General features: G+C 71.6%; 23 protein-coding genes and 1 pseudogene. 10 read left to right on the top strand and 14 right to left on the bottom strand.

The annotated features are described in order from the left end of the window. The first annotated feature begins 72 nt into the window (after nt 1–72). The 4 genes from ACXNSR_RS24095 to ACXNSR_RS24080 all read left to right on the top strand — a co-directional run bounded on the left by ACXNSR_RS24095 (nt 73) and on the right by ACXNSR_RS24080 (nt 2,306). Nucleotides 73–696, top strand: coding sequence for a class F sortase (locus ACXNSR_RS24095; RefSeq protein WP_458637551.1), 624 nt, complete (start codon nt 73–75; stop codon nt 694–696). Nucleotides 697–732: 36 nt separating this feature from the next. Next, a complete protein-coding gene (locus tag ACXNSR_RS24090) occupies nt 733–1,386 on the top strand; it encodes a PH domain-containing protein (protein WP_458637550.1) in 654 nt (217 codons plus the stop codon). Nucleotides 1,387–1,495: 109 nt separating this feature from the next. Continuing rightward, nucleotides 1,496–2,068 carry a VanZ family protein gene (locus ACXNSR_RS24085; RefSeq protein WP_458637549.1) on the top strand — a complete coding sequence of 191 codons (573 nt, stop codon included), beginning with the start codon at nt 1,496–1,498 and terminating at the stop codon, nt 2,066–2,068. A gap of 37 nt (nt 2,069–2,105) precedes the next feature. Further along, on the top strand, nt 2,106–2,306 hold the full coding sequence (locus ACXNSR_RS24080) for a PspC domain-containing protein (protein WP_386464015.1): 201 nt from the start codon (nt 2,106–2,108) through the stop codon (nt 2,304–2,306). A 38-nt stretch (nt 2,307–2,344) separates the two neighbouring features. On the opposite strand, the gene ACXNSR_RS24075 is transcribed toward ACXNSR_RS24080, so the two are convergent. The 3 genes from ACXNSR_RS24075 to ACXNSR_RS24065 form a co-directional block, all read right to left on the bottom strand. Further along, nucleotides 2,345–3,121, bottom strand: coding sequence for a hypothetical protein (locus ACXNSR_RS24075; protein WP_458637548.1), 777 nt, complete (start codon nt 3,119–3,121; stop codon nt 2,345–2,347). Between the two features lie 132 nt (nt 3,122–3,253). Then, on the bottom strand, nt 3,254–3,511 hold the full coding sequence (locus ACXNSR_RS24070) for a hypothetical protein (RefSeq protein ID WP_458637547.1): 258 nt from the start codon (nt 3,509–3,511) through the stop codon (nt 3,254–3,256). A gap of 139 nt (nt 3,512–3,650) precedes the next feature. Next, nucleotides 3,651–4,799: an adenosine deaminase gene (locus tag ACXNSR_RS24065; protein ID WP_033219622.1), complete on the bottom strand. Its 1,149-nt coding sequence runs from the start codon at nt 4,797–4,799 to the stop codon at nt 3,651–3,653. A 113-nt stretch (nt 4,800–4,912) separates the two neighbouring features. On the opposite strand from ACXNSR_RS24065, the gene ACXNSR_RS24060 reads away from it, so the two are divergent. The 3 genes from ACXNSR_RS24060 to ACXNSR_RS24050 all read left to right on the top strand — a co-directional run bounded on the left by ACXNSR_RS24060 (nt 4,913) and on the right by ACXNSR_RS24050 (nt 7,436). Next, on the top strand, nt 4,913–5,647 hold the full coding sequence (locus ACXNSR_RS24060; protein WP_458637546.1) for an alpha/beta hydrolase: 735 nt from the start codon (nt 4,913–4,915) through the stop codon (nt 5,645–5,647). Nucleotides 5,648–5,723: 76 nt separating this feature from the next. Continuing rightward, entirely contained in the window at nt 5,724–6,095 is a 372-nt protein-coding gene (locus ACXNSR_RS24055; RefSeq protein WP_458637545.1) for a cupin domain-containing protein, read from the top strand. Nucleotides 6,096–6,404: 309 nt separating this feature from the next. Further along, the gene (locus ACXNSR_RS24050) at nt 6,405–7,436 is read left to right on the top strand and encodes a helix-turn-helix transcriptional regulator (RefSeq protein WP_458637544.1); all 1,032 of its coding nucleotides are present in this window, start codon (nt 6,405–6,407) and stop codon (nt 7,434–7,436) included. A gap of 433 nt (nt 7,437–7,869) precedes the next feature. Here ACXNSR_RS24050 and ACXNSR_RS24045 read toward each other — a convergent pair whose 3' ends face one another. From ACXNSR_RS24045 to ACXNSR_RS24035, 3 genes are all read right to left on the bottom strand, one after another. After that, nucleotides 7,870–8,346: a hypothetical protein gene (locus ACXNSR_RS24045; RefSeq protein ID WP_458637543.1), complete on the bottom strand. Its 477-nt coding sequence runs from the start codon at nt 8,344–8,346 to the stop codon at nt 7,870–7,872. A gap of 251 nt (nt 8,347–8,597) precedes the next feature. Continuing rightward, on the bottom strand, nt 8,598–9,635 hold the full coding sequence (locus ACXNSR_RS24040) for a hypothetical protein (protein WP_458643376.1): 1,038 nt from the start codon (nt 9,633–9,635) through the stop codon (nt 8,598–8,600). A 99-nt stretch (nt 9,636–9,734) separates the two neighbouring features. Beyond that, on the bottom strand, nt 9,735–10,709 hold the full coding sequence (locus tag ACXNSR_RS24035) for a LysR family transcriptional regulator (protein WP_458643375.1): 975 nt from the start codon (nt 10,707–10,709) through the stop codon (nt 9,735–9,737). A gap of 62 nt (nt 10,710–10,771) precedes the next feature. Here ACXNSR_RS24035 and ACXNSR_RS24030 point away from each other — a divergent pair, with 62 nt between their 5' ends. Both ACXNSR_RS24030 and ACXNSR_RS24025 read left to right on the top strand, forming a co-directional pair. Further along, the gene (locus ACXNSR_RS24030) at nt 10,772–12,055 is read left to right on the top strand and encodes an MFS transporter (RefSeq protein ID WP_458637542.1); all 1,284 of its coding nucleotides are present in this window, start codon (nt 10,772–10,774) and stop codon (nt 12,053–12,055) included. Nucleotides 12,056–12,144: 89 nt separating this feature from the next. Continuing rightward, nucleotides 12,145–12,843, top strand: coding sequence for a L,D-transpeptidase family protein (locus ACXNSR_RS24025; RefSeq protein WP_458637541.1), 699 nt, complete (start codon nt 12,145–12,147; stop codon nt 12,841–12,843). Here ACXNSR_RS24025 and ACXNSR_RS24020 read toward each other — a convergent pair. Continuing rightward, complete coding sequence (locus ACXNSR_RS24020; protein WP_458637540.1) at nt 12,840–14,141, bottom strand: MFS transporter; 1,302 nt, start codon at nt 14,139–14,141, stop codon at nt 12,840–12,842. The two genes, ACXNSR_RS24025 and ACXNSR_RS24020, sit on opposite strands and share 4 nt — an antisense overlap. Nucleotides 14,142–14,340: 199 nt before the next feature. On the opposite strand from ACXNSR_RS24020, the gene ACXNSR_RS24015 reads away from it, so the two are divergent. Continuing rightward, complete coding sequence (locus tag ACXNSR_RS24015) at nt 14,341–15,348, top strand: sigma-70 family RNA polymerase sigma factor (protein WP_458637539.1); 1,008 nt, start codon at nt 14,341–14,343, stop codon at nt 15,346–15,348. Here ACXNSR_RS24015 and ACXNSR_RS24010 read toward each other — a convergent pair. The 7 genes and pseudogenes from ACXNSR_RS24010 to ACXNSR_RS23980 form a co-directional block, all read right to left on the bottom strand. Next, nucleotides 15,235–15,573 carry an STAS domain-containing protein gene (locus tag ACXNSR_RS24010; RefSeq protein WP_458637538.1) on the bottom strand — a complete coding sequence of 113 codons (339 nt, stop codon included), beginning with the start codon at nt 15,571–15,573 and terminating at the stop codon, nt 15,235–15,237. The two genes, ACXNSR_RS24015 and ACXNSR_RS24010, sit on opposite strands and share 114 nt — an antisense overlap. Nucleotides 15,574–15,624: 51 nt before the next feature. Then, nucleotides 15,625–15,873, bottom strand: a pseudogene (locus ACXNSR_RS24005) (Uma2 family endonuclease); the annotation flags it as partial. 156 nt (nt 15,874–16,029) lie between these two features. After that, the gene (locus tag ACXNSR_RS24000; RefSeq protein ID WP_458637537.1) at nt 16,030–17,307 is read right to left on the bottom strand and encodes a thymidine phosphorylase; all 1,278 of its coding nucleotides are present in this window, start codon (nt 17,305–17,307) and stop codon (nt 16,030–16,032) included. 103 nt (nt 17,308–17,410) lie between these two features. Further along, the gene (locus ACXNSR_RS23995; protein ID WP_458637536.1) at nt 17,411–17,809 is read right to left on the bottom strand and encodes a cytidine deaminase; all 399 of its coding nucleotides are present in this window, start codon (nt 17,807–17,809) and stop codon (nt 17,411–17,413) included. After that, nucleotides 17,806–19,068: an ABC transporter permease gene (locus ACXNSR_RS23990; protein WP_458637535.1), complete on the bottom strand. Its 1,263-nt coding sequence runs from the start codon at nt 19,066–19,068 to the stop codon at nt 17,806–17,808. The genes ACXNSR_RS23995 and ACXNSR_RS23990 overlap by 4 nt, the downstream gene beginning before the upstream one ends. Continuing rightward, on the bottom strand, nt 19,065–20,180 hold the full coding sequence (locus ACXNSR_RS23985) for an ABC transporter permease (RefSeq protein WP_458637534.1): 1,116 nt from the start codon (nt 20,178–20,180) through the stop codon (nt 19,065–19,067). Before ACXNSR_RS23985 ends, ACXNSR_RS23990 begins: the two co-directional genes overlap by 4 nt. Next, on the bottom strand, nt 20,177–21,835 hold the full coding sequence (locus tag ACXNSR_RS23980; protein ID WP_458643374.1) for an ABC transporter ATP-binding protein: 1,659 nt from the start codon (nt 21,833–21,835) through the stop codon (nt 20,177–20,179). The genes ACXNSR_RS23985 and ACXNSR_RS23980 overlap by 4 nt, the downstream gene beginning before the upstream one ends. Between the last annotated feature and the right edge of the window lie 111 nt (nt 21,836–21,946).

Genomic DNA, 21,946 nt, shown 5'->3' with positions numbered 1-21,946 from the left:
GCGGCCCCCGTGACACCCCTTCAGGCGGGCCACCCTCGTGGTGGCCCGCCGGTCCCCGTTCAGGAGCCCCGCATGTCCCGCGCCGCCCTCCGCGCCACCGCACTGCTCGCCCCGCTCGCCTTCGCCGCCCTGACCGGCTGCGGCGGCGCCCCCGCCGCGGACCCGGCGCCGGCCGCCCCGCAGGCCACCCCGTACATCGCCCCGGCCTCCGCCGCTCCGGCCGAGGCCCCGGCCGCCCGCCCGATGCCCGCCTCGGAGCCGGTACGCGTACGGATCCCCTCCGCCGGGGTGGACGCCTCCCCGGTGCTGGGCCTGGGGCTGGCCGCCGACGGCACCGTCGAGGTGCCCTCGGTGGCCGACGCCGACAAGATCGGCTGGTACACCAAGGGCGTCACGCCCGGCCAGACCGGTCCCGCCGTACTGATCGGCCACTTCGACACCGCGCGCGGCCCGGCCGTGCTCAAGGACGTCTCCCGCGTGCGCACCGGCGAGGAGATCACCGTCTCCCGGGCGGACGGCACCACCGCCGTCTTCCGCGTCCGGGAGCTGGAGCAGGTCGGGAAGAAGGAGTTCCCGACCGCCAAGGTGTACGGCGACACCACCCGCCCTGAGCTGCGCGTCATCACCTGCGGCGGCGAGCTCGCCGACGGCCACCGGCCCGACAACATCATCCTGTACGCCGATCTCGTGGGCTGATACACCCGGGCGGCGCAGTGGGGCAGAATCGACCCCATGAGCAGCCAGCAGCCGACCGACGAGCCGGTGTACGCAGACCGGGTCTACCGATCCTCCATGGGCATCGTCTCGGGGGTCCTGCTGCTCGCGCTGATCGCCTGGCTGTGCGGCGACGCCGTGCTGCGGGGCTCCGGCAGCACCCGGTGGATCGGGCTGGCGGTTGCGCTGTGCGCCGTACCCCTGGTCGTCGCGTTCACGATCCGCCCGGCCGTCTTCGCCAACGAGAACCGGCTGCGCGTGCGCAACCCCTTCCGGATCGTCGAACTGCCCTGGGCGGCCGTGGACGCGGTGCGCGCCGGATACTCGGCCGAGGTGCTGGCCGAGGGGTCGAAGTACCAGCTGTGGTCCGTGCCGGTCTCGCTGCGGGAGCGGAAGAAGGCCAACCGGCAGCAGATGCGCCGCAACGCGATCGACCGCCGCGACCCGGGCAGCACGGGCGACCCCGCCGCGCGGTCCCGCACCTCCGCCGCCGCCTCCGAACCGATGCGGGCCAGCGCCGACCGGATCGTCGACGAGCTCCAGGGACTGGCCGAGCTGAACGCCGCGCGGCCGGCCGCGCAGGGCAGTGTGCGCGTGCGCTGGTCGTACGAGATCATCGCGCCCGCCCTGGTCGGCGCGCTGCTCCTGATCGTCCTCATCGCCACGCGCTGACCGGCCGGGATGCCGGATCCCGGCCCTGTCCTGGTGCTGTCGGGTGCTCCCCGCCACACCCCCCCTCCGGGCCGGAACCGGGGCCACCGGGTGCTGCGTCCTCGCAGGTGTGCAGCGTCATGAGGGCGGCGAAAACGCCGCCACCGCGATCCACGTCCGTCTCCGACTCCTGGCCGGGGTCCTGCTCGCCGCCCATTTCGTGGTCGTCGGCTGGCTGACTCTGCGGCCGCTGGACGTGCCCTGGGCCGCGGCGGCCAATCTGAGCCCGCTGGACGGGATCGCGGCGGACCTGGCTCTCGGACCGCTGGAGGCCGCCCGGCAGATCGGTGAGGGGCTCGCGCTGCTGGCCCCGCTCGGGGTGCTGGTGCCGTTGATCAGCGGACGGCTCGCGCCGTCGGCGCTGTCCGCGTGGTCCTCGCTGGCCCGGACGGCCGCCGCGGGCGCGCTGGTCTCGGTGTGCATCGAGATGCTGCAGACCGCGGTTCCGGGGCAGGTCGTGGACGTGGACTCGGTGCTGCTGAACACCCTCGGCGTGGTGCTCGCGCACGTGGCCGTCGTACCGGCGCTGCGGGCCCGGCTGAGGCGCTCACACACCGTTTATCAGGGGGAGACCCCGAAGATTTCCAGGGTCGGGCTCGGCCCCTGGACCGACGTTCTGTCGGCGGTCCAGCGGGAGTATTGAGTCATCGCAGAAAGCGATACCGACGAAGGAGAATCTCATGAGCGCCCTGGTCCGCCCCCGTGACGGCCGCTGGATCGGTGGAGTGTGCGCCGGACTGGCGCGGCGTTTCGGAATTTCCGCCAACACGATGCGCGCCATTTTCGCCGTCTCGTGTCTGCTGCCCGGCCCGCAGTTCCTGATCTACATAGCGCTGTGGGTGCTGCTGCCGAACGAGAAGTCCGCTTCGGCCGCCTGGTAGTCCGGCGGCCGGCGGGGCGGCCGGTCGAGAGCGGCCGGTCAGCCGGACTGCTGGACCTTCCGGATCTTCTCCAGCTGCTTGTCGGCCACTTCCTGCGGCACCCGCGCCTTCTGCTGTCCCCCCGCCACATCGAGGGCCGTCAGCCGCACGACGGTGTCGCCCTCGCGCACGACGACCAGGTGGACCTGCGCCGAGACCCCCTCGGCGGCGGCGGTCATGGTCCAGCTGACCCTCTCGTCGCCGCCCGTGCGGTAGTCGGCGGGGCGCACCTCGCGGTAGGCGCCGGTCTGCTTCCCGATCGTGGCGGAGAAGCCCGTACCGCAGGCGGCGACCGCCGCCTTGAGCCGGGTGATCAGCGCCTTGGCGTCGCTCTCGGAGTAGGAGCTGACGGCGGCGGAGACGGCCAGCCCGACCTGCTTCTGGGAGCCGATGGTGCGGCTGAGGGTCTCGCGCGCGGAGGGATCCGGGGCGTCGCGCATGACGTCGGCCAGCGGCTGGCAGGCCTTCTTGTCGGCCGTCGGCCGGCCTTCCGGGGCATTGGGGTTCTTGCCCTGGACGGAGACCTGGTAGCCGGGCAGGTCGCCCTGTGCCAGCGCGGACCGCTCAAGCCTGCTGCCACCGGTCTTGGGCGCTGCCGATGCCGTCGCCGCGGCGGACGGCGCCGGGGCTCCGGGCGCGGTGGGGGCGCTGCCCGCGGAGCCCTTGGGGTCGGGGGCCTCGCCCGTCGCGGGGGTGTTCGTACTGCTGCACCCCACCGCCGCGAACAGCAGGACGGGGACCAGCGCGACCATCGTCGCTCGTGCCTTCATGCGCATGACCGAGAACCTCGTACCCAAGACGTCGGCGGGCAGTTGGTGGCGATCGTGGCACACGGGACGGCGGGACACATGCCCGATCGAGGAGCATGCACCCACCGCACACGTGTACGCGTCACAGCGGAGGCAGTATTAGCCGCCGAGGCCGTTCAGGGCGTTGGTCAGCGGGTTCAGGGCCCCGGTGATCTGGGTGGTGGGGTCGCTCGACTGCTGAGCCTCGCCGCCCACCTTCTGCTGGCTGGTGGCGCCCTGGAGCATGCCCGTGGCGGATCCCAGCGCGTCGGTGAGGCCGACCGCCGGAACGGCGGCGGAGGCGGTACCGGCGGCGACCGCGGCGAACGCGACACCGAGAACGGCGGTACCGAGGGTCTTGGCAGCTGACTTCTTCATGAAGAGTTGTCCTTGCGACGGGGAATTGAGCGGCTCCGCAAACTAGTCACTTCAAACCCCGGTCCGCAAACATCCTTAAATACGAGAAAGCGCCCGGGAATTATCCTTCCCGGGCGCTCCCGCTATGTCATGCCATGGCCTAGGCCGAGACGGAACCGCTGGTGGAAGCGGTCTGCTGGAACAGCCACTCCGACTTCAGCTCCGCGTAACCGGGCTTGATCACTTCGTTGATCATGGCCAGTCGTTCATCGAAAGGAATGAACGCGGACTTCATCGCATTGACGGTGAACCACTGCATGTCGTCGAGGGTGTAGCCGAAGGTGTCGACCAGGTGCTCGAACTCGCGGCTCATGCTGGTGCCGCTCATCAGGCGGTTGTCCGTGTTGACCGTGAGCCTGAAGTGCAGCTTGCGCAGCAGACCGATCGGGTGTTCGGCGTACGAGGCGGCCGCGGCGGTCTGCAGGTTCGAGGTCGGGCACATCTCCAGGGGGATGCGCTTGTCCCGGACGTACGAGGCCAGGCGGCCCAGGGTCACGGAGCCGTCCTCGGCGACCTCGATGTCATCGATGATCTTCACGCCGTGACCGAGGCGGTCGGCGCCGCACCACTGCAGGGCCTGCCAGATCGACGGCAGGCCGAAGGCCTCGCCCGCGTGGATGGTGAAGTGGTTGTTCTCGCGCTTGAGGTACTCGAAGGCGTCGAGGTGGCGGGTGGGGGGGAACCCGGCCTCGGCACCGGCGATGTCGAAGCCGACCACACCGTTGTCGCGGTAGCGGTTGGCCAGCTCGGCGATCTCCAGCGCACGGGCGGCATGGCGCATCGCGGTCAGCAGGGCGCCGACGCGGATGCGGTGCCCGTTGGCCTTCGCGCGGCGCTCGCCCTCGCGGAAGCCGTCATTGACGGCCTCGACGACCTCTTCGAGGGAAAGGCCGGCTTCCAGGTGCTGCTCGGGCGCGTAGCGGATCTCGGCGTACACGACGCCGTCCTCGGCCAGGTCCTCGGCGCACTCGGCGGCGACCCGGAAGAGGGCGGCCTTCGTCTGCATGACCGCGCAGGTGTGCGCGAAGGTCTCCAGGTAGCGCGGCAGGGAACCGGAGTCGGCGGCCTCGCGGAACCAGATGCCGAGCTTGTCGGCATCGGTCTCGGGGAGGTTCTCGTAACCGACCTCGCGGGCCAGCTCGATGATGGTCCCGGGGCGAAGTCCACCGTCGAGGTGATCGTGCAGGAGCACCTTCGGGGAACGACGGATCTGATCCGGGGTCGGCAGGTTGGGGGTCTCGCTCGTCATCTGCGCACTCTACTCCTACGCGCGTAGAGCGGAATGTCCCCGGCGGGCGTCGATATGTAACAGAGACCGCGCGGACGGATGGCGTACACCTGAAGGTCTGAGACTGTTCCGCCATGGCACAGCATGCGCCGCCGGCGCGCGGGGCCCGCCTGGGGCGGGCGGCCGGCGCGAGAACCGGCTCGGGTTCGACGGAAAGTGCGGTCAACGGGGTGGTGCTCCTGCTGCCCGGGGCCTCCCGGTTCTCGCCGGGTCCCATGCGTCCGCTCGCACGGGCGCTGGCCCGGGCGGGCGGGGCGGAGGGGCTGGTCACGCACATGGTCATCCACGGCGGGGACTCCGCCCGGGAGGAGCAGGCGGGGTGGGCCGCGGACGAGGCGGTGCGGCGGTACGGGGACGTGCCGGTGTGCCTGGCCGGATACGACGCGGGGGGCCTGGCCGCGCTGCGGGCGGCGGGGCACGGGGCCGTCAACTCGGTCGTGGTGATCGCCCCTTGCTTACCGGCGGCGGCACCGGACGGCTCCCCTGAACCGGTGAAACAGCTGTCGGGACGGCAGGTGCTGATCGTGCACGGCACCAACGACGCCCGCAGCGACCCGGAGGCCTCCTTCCAGCTGGCGGCGCGCGCGAAGAAGGCGAATCGTTCGACCTGCCGCTTCGAGGTGCATTCGGACGGGCACGGGCTGCGCGAGCACCAGCCGGAAGTGGTGGCACTGGCCGTGGACTTCATCCTGGGCGCGGTCGCCTCGGGGCGGTACTCGCGGCCGGTGACGGACGCCCTGGCCGCGCCCCCGCCGCTGGGCCTGCGGATGCCGCTGGCCTCGGGGTTCGGGAGGTCGCTCGGGCGGTGATCCACGGACGCGGCACGGCGCGCGTACCGTGGGAGGTGAACTCGGGGTGCTGCTCGACTCCCGGAGGCGACCGGCCATGGGCGGATTGGTCCACAGGAACTTCGACAAGCCCGACGAGACGCGGCCCTTCGAGGCCGGCACGGGCAGGCTGGACCTGTTCAACACCGAGGGCGGGGCGGTGGGACGTGCGGTCTTCGAGCCGGGGTGGCGCTGGTCGCTGCACATCAAGCCGCTGGCCGGGACGGACAGCTGCCGCTCGGCCCACACCGGGTACGTCGTGAGCGGCCGGATGAAGATCGTCATGGATGACGGGGAGAGCGCCGAGATCGGCCCGGGGGACTTCATCCAGATCGCCCCCGGGCACGACGCCTGGGTCCTGGGTGACGAGCCGTGCGTCGCGCTGGACTGGACCGGCTACACCGACTACGCAAAGCCGGCTGACGGCTGACGGGTCCGCGCCCTTCGGGCGCGCGTTCCGGGTCGCGCCGGTCCGTCCGTACCCGCCGTTCCGCCCCCTCACGGTCGGATGGCACCGACGGATCCGGCGCGACCACCACGGCGGGCCGCGGGCTCAGCAGGACACGGGCCCCCGTCCTCGCCTGGGTGTCCGCTGCCGCATACCGCGCTTCCCCCTCACGCCGTGCTGACCACTGTGCCTCTTCGGCATATGCCGATGACGGCCGTCCAGGCGTCGTCTTGCCGCCTTGCGGGAACACGAGGGGTTTACAAACCGACCCAACCCGGGACGGATACGCCTATGCCTGCCGAGGAATCCGGGCCGCCCGGAGCGGCCGGGGAGCTGAGCCCCGCCGCCCGGCGCCTGTACGCGTACGCCGTCGAGCGGCACGCCTTTGACCTGTGCGAGGCCACCGGGGCCCTCGGGGTGCGCGCGGCCGCCGCGATCACCGAGCTGGCCGCCGCGCACCTGCTCCAGCGGGTCCCGGGCGACGAACCGGACCGCTGGAGCGCGGTGGCTCCCCGGGCCGCGGCTGCCCGGGCCCTGGCCCCGCTGGCCCTGCTCGTACGGGAGACCCACGACGAGATGGACCGGCTGCGCGGGCGGCTGGAGGCGCTGGTACCCGCGTACGAGGCGGGGAGCGCGCAGCGGGACCTCGGCGGTTCGGGACGGCTGGAGCTGGTCACGGACCTCGGGGCGGTACGGGGGCTGATCGCGGAGCTCGTCGCGGCGTGCGAGCGGGAGCTGCTGACCTCGCAGCCGGGCGGGGGCCGCCCGCTGGAGACGCTGGAGGAGTCGATCGGGCGGGACGAGTCCCTGCTGACGCGCGGGGTCCGGATGCGCACGATCTACCAGCACACGGCCCGCTACTCACGGCCCACGGCGGCGTACGTCGAGCGGGTGACGGCGCTGGGCGCCCAGGTACGGACCCTGGGTGACGGGCTGATGCGGATGCTGGTCTTCGACGGCCACACGGGCGTGATGGCGGTGCCGGACCGCAACGGGGCCGCGCTGGTGGTGCGGGAGCCGAGCGTCGTGCACTTCATGACGGCGGCCTTCGAGCGCTCCTGGGTGGGCGCGGAGCCCTTCCCCACGTCGGTGAGCCCGGAGGCGGCCCGGTCGATCTCGGACGAACTGCGGCAGACGATCGTCCGGCTGCTGTCGGAGGGGCTGGAGGACAAGGTCATCGCGCGCCGCCTGGGCATGTCGGAACGGACCTGCCAGCGCCACATCGCCGAGATCATGCGCGCGGTGGGCGCCAAGTCCCGCTTCCAGGCGGGCTACTTGCTCTCACCGACCCCGACCCCGGCCCGGCCGCCGGAGCCGGCCTAGCGCGTGTCTCTTTGAAGTACCGCACCAAACTCGCCCTGGAGACCTGCCCGACGAGCTCGGCCCGTTCCCGACCGCTGTCCTGGCGGCCGACGACCGTGCACGGCCGCCGGCCCTGACCGTCACCGCAGGCCAGGCCGACGACGCACCGAGCGAAAAAGCCCCGGTCTCCGTGAGGAGGCCGGGGCCTTGATCGAGCGCTGGGCAGGCCTTGCACCTGCATTCCCCCACAGGAAGTGGGACGTCTTTCCTTGGACCACCAACGCGAGGCTCCACAACCGTCGTCCACGGTCGCGAGCTCAAGATCGAGTATACCGCAGGAACCGTCGGGCCCTCCGCCGGTCAGCCGGCCGGACGCCCCGCCCGGTCGGCTGCCGCATAGAGGGCCCGCCCGGGGCAGCGGGAGAACCGCCGCCCCAGGCTGCCGGCACAGTCCTCAAAGGAAAGATCCACCCACGTGAACGAAGAACCAGACAAGAGAGAGGCACACCGTCACGAGCACGCCCGTGCCGACCAGCCCTGCCCTGCGCCGCGCCGGATCGGCGCAGAGCGCGACGAGTACCGGACCCACCGCCATCGCCCCGACGGTCAGGATCACAGACTCGGGGAGATCCCCCCGGGAAAGGCCGGCGAGAACGACGATGATGAACCACTGAAGGGCGAACGACGCCGCGACCGTCGCCTTCAACGGCCGTACGTCCAGCATCCACAGGGCCAGCAGGAGCACCGGCACACCCAGGAACATCCACAGCCCGACCCCTGCGAGCGGGTAGAGGGAAAAGCAGAGCGTGACGCTGTCCGCGCAGTCGCGCTCCTCCTCCGCGATCGCCCACAGCCACAGGACCCTGGCCATCCAGCCCGTGACCGCACCCGCAACCGCGCTTCCCGCTAAAACCCCGTAGATCCTGTTCACGCAGCTGAGGCTCGCAGCCCGACCGGGCACGGGTCCTGAGTACGGATACTCAGACGTGCCATCGTCATCGTGACGATGATCACGGCACGTGAGCCGGTCACCCTGCCGGGCCACACCAAACCCCGCCCGCAGGTCGTCCGCGCCACCTGGACTCCCGGCCAGACCGGCTCCTGCGCCCGGTGCCACGTCTCCACGTGCCGTCCGGTCCCTGTCACATGTCCGGCTGACCGCCGTACTCGGACGCTTCGGACTCAGGTCCTGGCGTACCGGTCGTAGTAGGGGCGCAGCTCCGGACGGCGGATGGCGGGGAGCCGGGACAGGGTGTCCTGGAAGGCCCGGTGGTGGGGCAGGAAGCCGCGCCACGGGTGCAGCGGCAGGGGGTAGTCGTCGCGCAGGACGCCTGCCGGCAGCGTGCCGGACGCGGGCAGCGGCGAGGTCTCGCCCGGGAGGACGAGCCGGGCCCAGACCGCGATGTCCAGCGGGACCACGGGCGCCGCGCCGTTCGGGGGCCGCCACGGCTCCCCCGTGATCGGATGGCGGGGTACGAGGAGGACGTCGCCGCCGGGCCGGAGCACGGGCGTCCGCGGCCCGGCGAGGCTCGCGGTGAGGGCCGGGGGCCCGGCGGGCAGGCAGTCGGCGACGGTGTCCCCGAGCAGCTCGGCGAGGGGGCCGGGCAGCTCCACCGGGCGGCCTTCGCAGGCCACCACCAGGTGCGCGAGGGCCACCGTGACCGCGGCCTCCCAGCGGCGGTTCCAGGAACCGTCGAGTTCGAGGGGCTCCAGGGCGTACGGCTCCAGGTCCAGCTCGTCCCAGCCGGGGACCGGGACGGCGGGGCCGCCCGAGGGGAGGCGGCGGACGGCGTCGGGCTCCAGCCACACCGTCTGCCACACCCCGCAGTCGTCCATCCGCGTCGCCACGGCGCGCCCGCAGTGCTCGCACGCCAGGTTGGGGCCGTCACGGCCGTCGATGCCCGTGCAGTAGCCCTCGCACCTCTCGGGGATGAAGACCATGCGCCGGGAGTCGCCCGGCGCGATGACGATCCGGTTCCGCCGCCCGAACGACACGGAGTACTGCGGCAGGAACACCCCCTGCTCGGCCGCCCGTTCCTCCCCGACCTCGTCCCACAACCGCCAGGGCGGTCCGGTGGGCCGGGGTTCGACGGCGTACGTCGCCGGCTCCATCAGCGGGGGATGCAGTTTCTCCCACGCCCCGTAATGGGTGTGGACGGGAAGGGCGACCCGGGCTGCCGGCGCCGTCAGCTCCGTGCCGCACCCGGCGCACACGAACACGTCCAAACAGCATCTCCCTCACCCCGGCAACCCCGTGATTCTGCTGGCCGGAGCGGCGGACGGCCATCGGTTTTCGCAGCGGCGGTACGGCTGGAGGATCTAGGCCAGGGGCTCCAGTTCGGGGATCAGGCGGCCGCGGCGGGAGAGGAGGAAGCGCTTGAACTCCGCCACCGGCGGGGTGTCGGGGTGGCCGTCGAGCCAGGCGACGCCGATCTCGCGGACGGCGCGCGGGGCGGTGACCGTCAGCTCGACCACCCCGGGGCGGGCCACGGCCGGGGGTGGCAGGAGGGCCACGCCGAGGCCGGCGGCCACGAGGCCGCGCAGGGTCTCGGCCTCCTCGCCCTCGAAGGCGACCTTCGGGGTGAACCCGGCCTCCGCGCACAGGTCGTCGGTGATGCGGCGCATGCCGTAGCCCGGCTCCAGGGTGACGAAGGTTTCCTCGGCGGCCTCGGCGAGGCGGATGCGCTTGCGGGTCGCGAGCCGGTGGTCGTCGGGGACCACGAGCCGCAGCCGCTGTTCGTCGAGGCGCCGGGCGACCAGGTCGGGGGCGTCCGGCAGCGGGGAGGTCAGGCACAGGTCGAGTTCGCCGGCCCGGAGCTTCTCCAGCATGGCCTCGCCGTAGTTCTGGACGAGGGAGAAGCGGATGCGCGGGTGGTCGGCACGGAAGGCGCGGATGAGGCCGGGCACGGTCTCGGATCCGAGGGTGTGCAGGAAGCCGAAGGCCACCTTGCCGGCCGCCGGATCGGCGTCCTGCTGTACGGACTCGGCGGCGCGGTCGATCTCCGTGAGGGCCTGCTCGGCCGAGGCCAGGAAGGTGCGGCCGGCCGTGGTGAGCGCGACCGTACGGCCCTTGCGGGCGAACAGCGTGACGCCGAGGTCCTGTTCGAGCCGGACCATGGCACGGGACAGGGTGGACTGCGGCACGCCCAGTTCGTGGGCGGCCCGGGTGACGTGCTCGTGGCGGGCCACGGCGACGAAATACGCCAGCCGCGGCGCGAGCAGAGTTGTCACTGCCATGTCTTCTACGTAACGGTTCATCGACATCCACGCCTCTGAGCTGGGTTGATGCATCAGTGGATCGATTATCGCGATTCCGTGCATTGGACGCATGAAAAGGACGGGCCTAACGTCGAAGCATGCCTCCCGTTCATACCGGGGCACCCGTCATCCCGGGTGCCTCCACCCCGTCGTCCCCCGCACCGCAGCCCCTCTCCCCCGGCCGCCCCGGCTACCGCCGGATGAGCCTCGCGCTCTTCGCCGCCGGACTCGCGACGTTCGCCCTCCTCTACTCCACCCAGGCGCTGTTGCCCGCGATCTCCGCAGGCTTCGGGGTGACGGCGGGCCGGGCCAGCTGGACGGTGTCCGCGGCCACCGGCGCGCTCGCGCTGTTCGTCCTCCCGCTGAGCGCACTGTCCGAGCGGTTCGGGCGCACCCGGATGATGACGTACTCGATGGTGATCGCCGTCGGCGTCGGCCTGCTCGTGCCGTTCGCGCCGAACGTGGAGTGGCTGGTGGCGCTGCGTGCCGTCCAGGGCGCGGCGATCGCCGGTATCCCGGCCTCCGCGATGGCCTACCTGGCGGAGGAGGTCAAGCCGAAGGCCCTGGTGGCCGCGATCGGCCTGTTCGTGGCGGGCAACTCCATCGGCGGTATGAGCGGTCGTCTCGTCACCGGCTGGGCCGCGCAGCTGTGGGGCTGGCGGGCGGGTCTGCTGGCCGTCGCCCTGATGGCGCTGGCGTGCGCCGTGGCCTTCCTGGTGCTGCTGCCCCGGGCGCGGTTCTTCCGTCCGGCGTCGCTGAACCCGCGTGCGGTGGGCCGTACCGTCGCCGGTCATCTGCGCGATCCGCTGCTGCTGCGCCTGTACGGGATCGGCGCGCTGTTCATGACGGTCTTCGGCGCGGTCTACACCGTGATCGGCTACCGCCTGGTGGACGAGCCGTTCTCGCTCGGGCAGGGCGTGATCGGGTCGATCTTCCTGATCTACCTGGTCGGTACGGTCTCCTCGGCCGCCGCCGGCAAGCTGGTGGCCCGCACCGGCCGCCGCGGCGCGCTGTACCTGGCCGTGACGACCACGGCGCTCGGGCTGCTGCTGTCGCTGTCCGACTCCCTGGCGCTGATCGTGGCCGGGCTGGTCCTGATCACCGCGGGCTTCTTCGCGGGACACGCGGTGGCCTCGGCCGCGGTGAGCCGGACGGCGAAGACGGGCCGGGCGCAGGCCTCCGCGCTGTACCAGTCGGCGTACTACCTCGGCTCCAGCGCGGGCGGCACCCTGGGCGCCCTGGCCTACCACGGGGCCGGCTGGGCGGCCACGGTCGGCATCGCGCTGCTGGCGGTGCTCGGCGTCGTGTCGATCACCCTGTACGGGTCGCACGCGGCGCGTGCCGAGCGGCGGATGCCGGTGTCGGCCATCGGCGCGCGCTGACGAAAACTACGTCCTGCCGCAGGCAACCCCTGCTCGTTTTCCGGGCATTCAACACGGAGGACGATGCCGTACGAGCAGGGGAGGGCCGGATGGGTACGAGGATCGGGGCGCGGGCGGCGGTACTGGGCGGGGCGGTCGCGCTGGCGGTGCCGCTGGTGGTCACGGGGGGCGGGGCGGCGCAGGCCGCCGCCTCCTGCAACCTCACCACCGGGCCGTACCAGCGGCAGGTCGAGCAGTTCCTCGGCCGGCCGGTGGACGGGAAGCAGTCGGCGGCCGACTGTTCGGCGATCCGCTCCTTCCAGGCGAGTCACGGGATCACCCCGACCCAGGGCTACGCCGGGCCGCTGACCTGGCAGACGATGAGCACGATGCTGGCCCAGCGGGCGGCCGGCACCACCCCGAACAAGGCGGGCGACTGCCCGGTGGACCGGGGACGGATCGCCTGCGTGGACCTGACGCGGCAGCTCAGCTGGATCCAGGACGGCGCCGCCCTGAAGTACGGGCCCGTCCCGGTCCGCACCGGCAAGGCCGGCACGCAGACGCGCACCGGCCTGAAGAAGATCTACTACCGGAACATCGACCACTGGTCCACGCTCTACAACGTCTCGATGCCGTACGCGCAGTTCTTCGACGGCGGCATCGCCTTCCACTCGACCACCAAGAGCATGTGGAACCCGCCCGGTTCGGGCGGCTGCGTGAACATGCGCTCCGCCGACGCCAAGGCGTACTGGAACCTGCTGGGGCAGGGCGAGGACGTCTACGTGTACGGCCGCAAGCCGGGCACCTAGGCCGGCGCGGGTGCGGGGGTGGGGTGCAGGTGGTCCAACCGGCGCAGGGCGGTGCGGCGTTGGACGAGGGACAGGCCCGCCACCCCGGCTCCGAGGGCCAGCCAGCCGACCGGGCCGGCCGCCATCACCGCGCCGGTGAGCAGCAGCGGGCCCGCGGACTTCTGGACGGACTGGGCCATGCCGGCCACGCCGAGGTAGGAGGCGCGTGCCTCCCGGGGTGCGAGGGAGACCGCCAGTTCCCAGGAGCTCACCGAGCGCATCAGCTCCGCCGCGGTGGCCAGCACGGCCGCGGCGAGCAGGGCGGCCGAGGAGGTCCAGGCCCCGCCCGCGGGGGCGGCGGCCAGGAAGGCGCAGCAGGCGAGGGTCGTCAGGCCGTACAGGGCGACCGCGCCCGCCGCCTGGCGGGCGTCCCGGACCCGCGCCGACACCCGTAGCTGCAGGGCGACGACGAGCACGGTGTTGATGACCAGGAAGGCCGGGATCAGGGCGTGCGGGGCCGCGGTGTGCCCGACGAGCCACAGCGGCACGCCGACACCGAGGATCGAGTCGTCCAGGTTCATCGGGATGTCCAGCAGGACGAACCGCAGGTAGCCGCGGTCCCGCCAGGGGCCGGGCCCGGCCACCGGGGCGTCCTCCCGCGATCCGGGCCCTGCGGCGGCGAGCCCGCGGCCCTTCGGCTCCCGGGTGCGCCACACCAGGGCGGCGGCCACGAGGAACGACAGGGCGTTGGCCAGGATCAGCACCTGGTAGGCGCCGCGGGTGCCGACGGCGAGTCCGATGGCGGCGAGACCCGCGCCGAGGGCGTACCCGGCGTTCGCCGAACTGCGCGACAGCGCCTGGTAGGTGGAGCGCCGCTCGCCCGCCACCCGGGTGGCGAAGAGCATCTCCAGGGTCTTGGCCGCCCGGTCCCCGAGGTGGGTGACGGCGAACAGGAGCAGCAGCGGGCCGAAGTCGGTGACCACGAGCAGCACGCACAGGGCCCCGAGGCGGACGAGGTGGCAGCCGATGAGCAGGGTGCGCACCGGGAAGCGGTCGGCGAGGTGGCCCGCGAGCGGCGACCCGGCGATGCCCGCCACCCCGGCCGCACCCAGCAGCAGGCCCAGCTGTCCGGCGTCGAGGCCGACGACGAAGGTGAAGTAGAGGACGGAGGACGCGGCCCACACGCCGGTACCCGCCCGGTCCAGCGCCTGGGTGAGCAGCATGATCCGCGCGTCACGGCCGCCGGGCGGCCGGCGCAGCTGCGCCAGCAGACCGCCGTCCCCCTGCCGTGCCGTCCGGGTCCGTCCACCGCTCCGCATACCGGTCCCCCGTTTTCGGCCGCGCCCACCGTCCATGTATCTCGACGTCGAGATACATGACGGAAGCCTGCCCGACATTTATCTCGACGTCAAGAAACTTGATGGCGACATACATGGCCGCCGCGGCGCTTCCGGCTGCCGATGTCACACCCCTCCGGTAGGTTCCGAAGGAGCGGAACGACCAGGGGGATGAACGGACATGAGCGACCTCGCCACGGATCTGGACCTCGACACCGCGATGGACCGGTACCGGGTCGAACTCACCGGGTACTGCTACCGCATGCTCGGCTCGTCCTTCGACGCCGAGGACGCGGTGCAGGACACGTACATCCGCGCCTGGCGCAGCTACGAGAAGTTCGAGGGCCGGTCCTCGCTGCGGTCGTGGCTGTACCGGATCGCCACCAACGTCTGCCTGGACCTGCTGAACGCCGGGAACAAGCGGGCCCGCCCGATGGACCTGACCGCCCCGCAGCACCAGGCCTCCGCCGTGCTGAACGAGCGCCCCGAGGTGACCTGGCTGGAGCCGGTCCCGGACGGTCGGGTGCTCCCGCAGACCGCCGACCCGGCCGAGATGGCGCTGGCGAAGGAGTCCGTGCGCCTGGCCTTCGTCGCGGCGCTCCAGCACCTGCCGGCGAAGCAGCGGGCCGTACTCATCCTGCGCGAGGTACTGGCCTGGAAGGCCGACGAGGTGGCCCAGCTCCTGGAGACCACGACGGCCTCCGTGAACAGCGCCCTCCAGCGGGCCCGGGCCACCCTGGCCGGGCAGTCGCTGCGCGACAGCGACCCGGCAGATCCGCTCGACGCGGACCAGGCGAAGCTGCTGGAGCGGTACCTCTCCGCCTTCGAGGCCTACGACATCTCCCGGCTCACCACCCTCCTCCACGAGGACGCGGTGCTCTCGATGCCGCCGTTCGACCTGTGGCTCCGGGGCCACGAGGACATCGCGGCCTGGCACCTGAACCAGGGCATCGGCTGCAAGGGCTCCCGGCTCGTCCCGACGACGGCGAACGGCCTGCCCGCCTTCGGCCAGTACCGTCCGCGCGAGGACGGGCTGCCGGGCCACACCCCGTGGGCGCTGCAGGTGCTGGAGATCTCAGACGGCAAGATCGTCGGGCTCAACGCCTTCCTGGACACCGCGCGGTGGTTCCCGCTGTTCGGCCTCCCCGAGCAGCTCGACGAGGCCGACGAGGTCCAGCAGGGCGCGTAGGGCGGGCCCGGCCCCGGCCACCCGCAGCGGCCGCCCGCGGGCGGCCAGCCGCAGCCGGGCCAGCACCTGCACGTCGGCCAGCCCGGGCGCCGTCACCGCGGCGGCGTCGCAGACCACCGCACCCGCCCCGGCGTCGTAGAGCCGGGCCAGCCGGGCGCACAGCAGCGCCGCGTCCTGCGGGGCGGCCGGTCCGGGTCCGGGCAGCACGAGTCGTCTGGTCTCCACGAGGGGGTGACTCCTGCGCCCGCCGGAACTCATCGGTGCCGGGCGATCGCCTCAGGGCGCGGGGAAGACCGACGTGTCCAGCTTGAGGTCGAACGGCGCGGGCAGGTGGAAGGTCTCGCCGGACTTGCCGGCCTGGAGGACCCGGTAAACGCCGTTGCTGGGCTCACCGTAGAGGGTGATGGTCGCACCACCGGGCGCGTGGGCGTCGATGAGCAGGTAGAGCGGGATGCCTGCCTGGGCATACCCGGCGGCCTTGGCGATGCGGTCGTGCGAAGCGTTCGACTTCGAGGCGATCTCGACGGACGAGGTCGTCCCAGCCGTCGCCACCCGTGGGCTCGTGCTGGACGGAGGGTGCGCTCATGGTGTGCTCCTCATGCTGTTGGCGCCGATCCCAGCATGACGAACGGGACCGGTGGGCGTCCACCGGTCCCGTTCAGCCTCACGGGTGAGTACCGGTCAGGCGATGCGGTCCAGGACGATCGGGGTGGCCGAGAAGGCCGTGCCCGCCGGGGCGATGTCGTACGTGCCCGCCAGGGAGGCGAGGGCGTAGTCGAACTTCTCCGGGGTGTCCGTGTGCAGGGTCATCAGCGGCTGGCCCGCCGTCACCGTGTCGCCGGGCTTCGCGTGGAGCTCGACGCCCGCACCCGCCTGCACCGGGTCCTCCTTGCGCGCGCGGCCGGCGCCCAGGCGCCAGGCGGCGACGCCGACCCCGTACGCGTCCAGGCGGGTCAGGACACCCGACTCGGGGGCGGTGACCACGTGCTGCTCGCGGGCGACCGGGAGGGTCGCGTCCGGGTCGCCGCCCTGGGCCGCGATCATCCGGCGCCAGTGGTCCATCGCGGAGCCGTCGGCCAGTGCCTTCGCCGGGTCGGCGTCCTTGATGCCCGCCGCGTCCAGCATCTCCTTGGCCAGCGCGATGGTCAGCTCGACCACGTCGGCGGGGCCGCCGCCTGCGAGGACCTCGACCGACTCGCGGACCTCCAGCGCGTTTCCGGCGGTCAGGCCCAGCGGAGTGGACATGTCCGTCAGGAGCGCGACGGTCTTGACGCCCGAGTCGGTGCCGAGGCCGACCATGGTGCGCGCCAGCTCGCGGGCGTCCTCGATGTTCTTCATGAAGGCGCCGGTGCCGACCTTGACGTCCAGGACGAGCGAGCCGGTGCCCTCGGCGATCTTCTTCGACATGATGGAGGAGGCGATCAGCGGGATGGCCTCGACCGTGCCGGTGACGTCGCGCAGCGCGTAGAGCTTCTTGTCCGCCGGGGCCAGGCCGTCGCCGGCCGCGCAGATGACCGCGCCGGTGGTGTCCAGGACGTGCATCATCTCGTCGTTGGAGAGCAGCGCGCGCCAGCCGGGGATGGACTCCAGCTTGTCGAGGGTGCCACCGGTGTGACCGAGGCCGCGGCCGGACAGCTGGGGCACGGCCGCGCCGCACGCGGCGACGAGCGGGGCGAGCGGGAGGGTGATCTTGTCGCCGACGCCGCCCGTGGAGTGCTTGTCGGCGGTCGGGCGGGAGAGCGAGTCGAAGTTCATGCGCTCGCCGGAGGCGATCATCGCCGCGGTCCAGCGGGCGATCTCGGTCCGGTTCATGCCGTTGAGCAGGATGGCCATCGCCAGCGCCGACATCTGCTCGTCGGCCACGACACCGCGGGTGTACGCGTCGATGACCCAGTCGATCTGCTCGGGGCTCAGCTCACCGCGGTCCCGCTTGGTCCGGATGACGGAGATGACGTCCATGTGGTGCTTCCTTCTACGCGCATAGAGAGGGGGAGATGAGGGGTTCAGGAACGGAAGTGCGACGGCCCTCCGCCCCGGCAGGGGCGAAGGGCCGTCGGCACGGCTATCTCAGGTGACCGGGCCCGAAGGCCTGGGGCAGCATCGCCGCGAGCGGCAGCACCCCGTCCGGGGTGTCCACCTGCAGCTCGTCGCCGCCGAATTCGTAGAGCAGCTGACGGCAGCGGCCGCACGGGACGAGGATCTCGCCCTTGCCGTCCACGCACGTGAAGTGCGTGAGGCGGCCGCCGCCGGTGGCCTGGAGGGAGGAGACGAGTCCGCACTCGGCGCACAGGCCCAGCCCGTAGCTGGCGTTCTCGACGTTGCAGCCGGTCACGACGCGGCCGTCGTCCACCAGGGCGGCGACCCCGACCGGGAAGCCCGAGTACGGGGCGTACGCCCGGGTCATCGCTTCCCGGGCGGACGTCCGCAGGGCTTCCCAGTCCACCGTCGGTACGGAGGTCACTTGCCCTGACCCTTGCGGTACGGCATGCCGTCCGCCTTGGGCATCCGCAGGCGCTGCGCCGACAGGGCGAGCACGAGCAGCGTGGTCAGGTACGGAGCGGCGTCCACGAACTGGCTCGGCACCGAGTCCGTCGTCGCGTACCAGAGGAACAGCAGCGCGGCGAAGGCGGCGGCGACGCCGGCCTGGATGTACTTCTTCTTGTACAGCTGCCAGACGCAGACGAGCACCAGCAGGATCGCGATCAGCAGCAGCATCGCGTGGACGTTCTCGGCGCCACCGCGCAGCTTGAGGCTGTCGATGAAGCCGAAGAGGCCGGCGCCCAGCGCCATGCCGCCCGGCATCCAGTTACCGAAGATCATCGCGGCGAGACCGATGTAACCGCGGCCGCCGGTCTGGCCCTCCTGGTAGATGGGGCTCGCGACCTCGGACAGGTACACGCCGCCGAGGCCCGCGAGGGCGCCCGAGACGATCACGGCGATGTACTTGTACTTGTAGACGTTGACGCCGAGGGACTCGGCGGCGATCGGGTTCTCACCGCAGGAGCGCAGGCGCAGACCGAAGGAGGTCCGCCACAGCACCCACCAGGTGGCCGGGATCAGCAGCAGGGCCACGATGGTCAGCAGCGAGATCTCGGTGACCAGACCGCCGATGACGCCGGCCAGGTCCGACACGAAGAACCAGTGCTTGCCCTGGAGGTCGGCCATCCAGTCCGACAGGCCAGGAATGGTGATCTTGGTGATCGGCTCGACCTGCGGGGACTGCTTGGAGGAGCCGCCCGGGGCGTCGGCGAACGTGAAGTTCGACAGGTACTGGGTGAAGCCCAGCGCCAGGATGTTCACGGCCACACCGGAGACGATGTGGTTGACGTTGAAGGTCACCGTGATGATCGCGTGCAGCAGGCCGCCGGCGGCGCCGCCGGCGATGCCGACGAGCACACCGGTCCAGGGGCCCCACTGGTAGCCGGCCCAGGCACCGAACCAGGTGCCGAGGATCATCATGCCTTCGAGGCCGATGTTGACGACACCCGCGCGCTCGGCCCACAGACCGCCGAGACCGGCGAGGCCGATCGGCACGGCGAGGGAGAGGGCGCCGGAGACCTGGCCGACGGAGGTCAGGTCGTTGGCCCCGGAGATCAGGCGGACCACGGAGACCAGCGCGAGGGCGCCCGCGATGATCAGCAGGATCCAGGGCAGGGTGAGCTTCTTGCGGCTGCCCGGAGCGGGCGCCGCCTTCTTCGTGGAAACGGTGCTGGCGCTCACGCCGCGACCTCCTTCTCGGTCTTCATGGCGTGGCCCGCGGCCAGTTCCTCGCCGACCTTCTGCTGCTGGCGGCGGATGCCGTAGCGGCGGATGAGCTCGTAGGAGACGACCACCGCGATCACGATCAGACCCTTCATGATCGTGCCGATCTCCTTGGCGTAGCCGGCCGTGTCGAGGCCGGCGGACGCCTTGTCGATGAAGGCCATCAGGAGGGCGGCGAAGAAGATGCCGACGGGGCTGTTACGGCCGAGCAGGGCGATGGTGATGCCGGTGAAGCCGACACCCACGGGGAAGACGAGGGTGTACGTGTGGCTCTCGCCGAGCAGCACCGGCATGCCGGACAGGCCGGCGACGGCACCGGAGATGAGCATCGCGGTGATGATCATCTTCTTGGAGTCGACACCGGAGGCCGCGGCGGCGGACTCGCTCGCGCCGCTGGCGCGCAGGTCGAAGCCGAAGCGGGTGCGGTTGAGCACGAACCAGTAGACGATGCCGAGGGCGAAGGCCACGAAGGTGAAGCCGTAGATCTCGCCCGAGTCGCCGAGGGAGAGCGCCGGGAACCAGCCGGACTGGGCGATCTCACCGGTGGTGAGGTCGTTGGACCCCTCGACCTGGACGCCGAGGTTCTTCGGCAGGAGCAGCCAGGCGATGAGGCTGGTCGCGATGGCGTTCAGCATGATCGTCGAGACGACCTCGCTGACCCCGCGCTTGGCCTTCAGGACGCCCGCGATACCGGCCCAGGCGGCGCCCGTCAGCATCGCGACGAGCACGATCAGCAGGATGTGCAGCGGGCCGGGCAGCACGATGGCGCCACCGACCACGGCGGAGATCATCGCGGCGAGGCGGTACTGGCCGTCGACGCCGATGTTGAAGAGGTTCATCCGGAAGCCGATGGCGACGGCCAGGGCTGCCAGGTAGTACGTGCCGGCCTGGTTGACGATGAGGACCTGGATGTCCTCGTAGCCACCGTTCTCGACCATGATGCGCAGCGGCTCGATCGGGTTGATGCCCGTCGCCGCCAGCACGATCATGGTCAGCGCGAAGGCGGACACCAGCGCGAGCAGGGGCCCGGCGATGGCGAGCATCAGCCGGTCCTTGTCGAATGTCTTCATCGGGCCTCGTCCTCCGTCGTGTCACCGTTGGCAGCGGCGGAGTGGTTGTCGGTTGCTTCCAGGTGCCCCGAAGCGGCGCCCGTCATGGCGGTGCCGAGCTCCTCGGGGGTGACGGTCGCGGGGTCGGCGTCCGCGACCAGGCGGCCGCGGTAGATCACGCGCAGGGTGTCGGACAGGCCGATGAGCTCGTCCAGGTCGGCGGAGATCAGCAGCACGGCCAGGCCCTCGCGGCGGGCCTCGCGGATCGCGTCCCAGATCTGCGCCTGCGCGCCGACGTCCACACCACGGGTGGGGTGGGCGGCGATGAGGAACTTCGGGTTGTGGCTCATCTCGCGGCCGACGATCAGCTTCTGCTGGTTGCCGCCGGAGAGCGAGGCCGCGGTGACGTCGATGCCGGGCGTGCGCACGTCGTACTCGCGCACGATCCGCTCGGTGTCCTTGCGGGCCGCCTTCGGGTCGAGGATGCCCTTCTTGGAGTTGGGCGCCTCGGTGACGTGACCGAGGATCCGGTTCTCCCAGAGCGGGGACTCCAGCAGCAGGCCGTGGCGGTGGCGGTCCTCGGGGATGTAACCGATGCCGCCCTCGCGGCGCTTGCGCACCGAGGTCCTGGTGATGTCCTTGCCGTCCAGCGTGATCACGCCCGTGTCGGCGGCGGCCATGCCCATGAGGGCCTCGATGAGCTCCGTCTGGCCGTTGCCCTCGACACCGGCGATACCGAGGATCTCGCCCTTGTGGATCGTGAGGTTGATGTCGTCCAGCAGGAGTCGGCCGGCCCCGACGTTCTCCACGGTGGCGGAGTCCGCGGCGGGCGCGGGCACCAGGACCTCCGGCTCGGCGACGACGACGTCGCTCGCGGCGAGGGTCAGGCCCGTCACCTGGAGCATCGGGACGTCGGTCACGGTCGACTCACGGGTCTCCGGCGAGGGCAGCTCCGCACCGACCATCAGCTCGGCGAGCTGCTTGGGGGTGGCGGTCTTCGGGTCGGCGGTGCCGACCGTGGTGCCGCGCCGGATGACGGTGATGTCGTCGGCGACCTTCAGGACCTCGCCCAGCTTGTGCGAGATGAAGATGACGGTCAGGCCTTCGGCCTTGAGCTCGCGCAGGTTGTCGAAGAGTGCGTCCACCTCCTGCGGCACGAGCACGGCGGTCGGCTCGTCGAGGATGAGGATCTTCGCGCCGCGGTAGAGGACCTTGAGGATCTCCACGCGCTGCCGGTCGGCGACACCGAGGTCCTCGACCAGGACGTCGGGACGCACGCCGAGGCCGTACGCGTCCGAGATCTCCTTGATCTTCTTACGGGCCTTGGCGCCGATGCCGTACAGCTTCTCGCCGCCGAGAACCACGTTCTCCAGCACGGTGAGGTTGTCGGCGAGCATGAAATGCTGGTGCACCATGCCGATGCCGCGGGCGATGGCGTCGCCGGGAGTGTTGAAGGAGACCTGCTCCCCGTCGATGGCGATGGTGCCCTCGTCCGGCTTCTGCATGCCGTAGAGGATCTTCATCAGAGTCGACTTGCCGGCGCCGTTCTCACCGATCAAGGCATGGACCGTGCCCTTGCGGACGGTGATCGCGATGTCCTTGTTGGCGACGACGCCGGGGAAGCGCTTTGTGATGCCGTGCAGTTCTACGGCGTGGGGCGGGCTGGACGCGTTGATGACGCACTCTCCTTGGCGCGGAAGGAGCGGAAGGCAGGGGGGACAGGGCGGGGAGAGAAAGTATCGCGTCCACGATGCTTCTACGCGCGTAGCACTGTCGGAAGTGAAAAC

This window comes from Streptomyces sp. NC-S4 (assembly GCF_054353315.1).
The sequence above is the reverse complement of the archived record's forward strand: the minus strand, read 5'-3'. Positions and strand labels throughout refer to the sequence as shown.

Bases quoted from the DNA above. Each gene is read 5' to 3' on its own strand.
- ACXNSR_RS24095 (WP_458637551.1), top strand. From the start codon at position 73: ATGTCCCGCGCCGCCCTCCGCGCCACCGCACTGCTCGCCCCGCTCGCC.
- ACXNSR_RS24090 (WP_458637550.1), top strand. From the start codon at position 733: ATGAGCAGCCAGCAGCCGACCGACGAGCCGGTGTACGCAGACCGGGTC.
- ACXNSR_RS24080 (WP_386464015.1), top strand. From the start codon at position 2,106: ATGAGCGCCCTGGTCCGCCCCCGTGACGGCCGCTGGATCGGTGGAGTG.
- ACXNSR_RS24075 (WP_458637548.1), bottom strand. From the start codon at position 3,121: ATGCGCATGAAGGCACGAGCGACGATGGTCGCGCTGGTCCCCGTCCTG.
- ACXNSR_RS24070 (WP_458637547.1), bottom strand. From the start codon at position 3,511: ATGAAGAAGTCAGCTGCCAAGACCCTCGGTACCGCCGTTCTCGGTGTC.
- ACXNSR_RS24065 (WP_033219622.1), bottom strand. From the start codon at position 4,799: ATGACGAGCGAGACCCCCAACCTGCCGACCCCGGATCAGATCCGTCGT.
- ACXNSR_RS24060 (WP_458637546.1), top strand. From the start codon at position 4,913: ATGGCACAGCATGCGCCGCCGGCGCGCGGGGCCCGCCTGGGGCGGGCG.
- ACXNSR_RS24055 (WP_458637545.1), top strand. From the start codon at position 5,724: ATGGGCGGATTGGTCCACAGGAACTTCGACAAGCCCGACGAGACGCGG.
- ACXNSR_RS24050 (WP_458637544.1), top strand. From the start codon at position 6,405: ATGCCTGCCGAGGAATCCGGGCCGCCCGGAGCGGCCGGGGAGCTGAGC.
- ACXNSR_RS24030 (WP_458637542.1), top strand. From the start codon at position 10,772: ATGCCTCCCGTTCATACCGGGGCACCCGTCATCCCGGGTGCCTCCACC.
- ACXNSR_RS24025 (WP_458637541.1), top strand. From the start codon at position 12,145: ATGGGTACGAGGATCGGGGCGCGGGCGGCGGTACTGGGCGGGGCGGTC.
- ACXNSR_RS24020 (WP_458637540.1), bottom strand. From the start codon at position 14,141: ATGCGGAGCGGTGGACGGACCCGGACGGCACGGCAGGGGGACGGCGGT.
- ACXNSR_RS24015 (WP_458637539.1), top strand. From the start codon at position 14,341: ATGAGCGACCTCGCCACGGATCTGGACCTCGACACCGCGATGGACCGG.
- ACXNSR_RS24000 (WP_458637537.1), bottom strand. From the start codon at position 17,307: ATGGACGTCATCTCCGTCATCCGGACCAAGCGGGACCGCGGTGAGCTG.
- ACXNSR_RS23985 (WP_458637534.1), bottom strand. From the start codon at position 20,180: ATGAAGACATTCGACAAGGACCGGCTGATGCTCGCCATCGCCGGGCCC.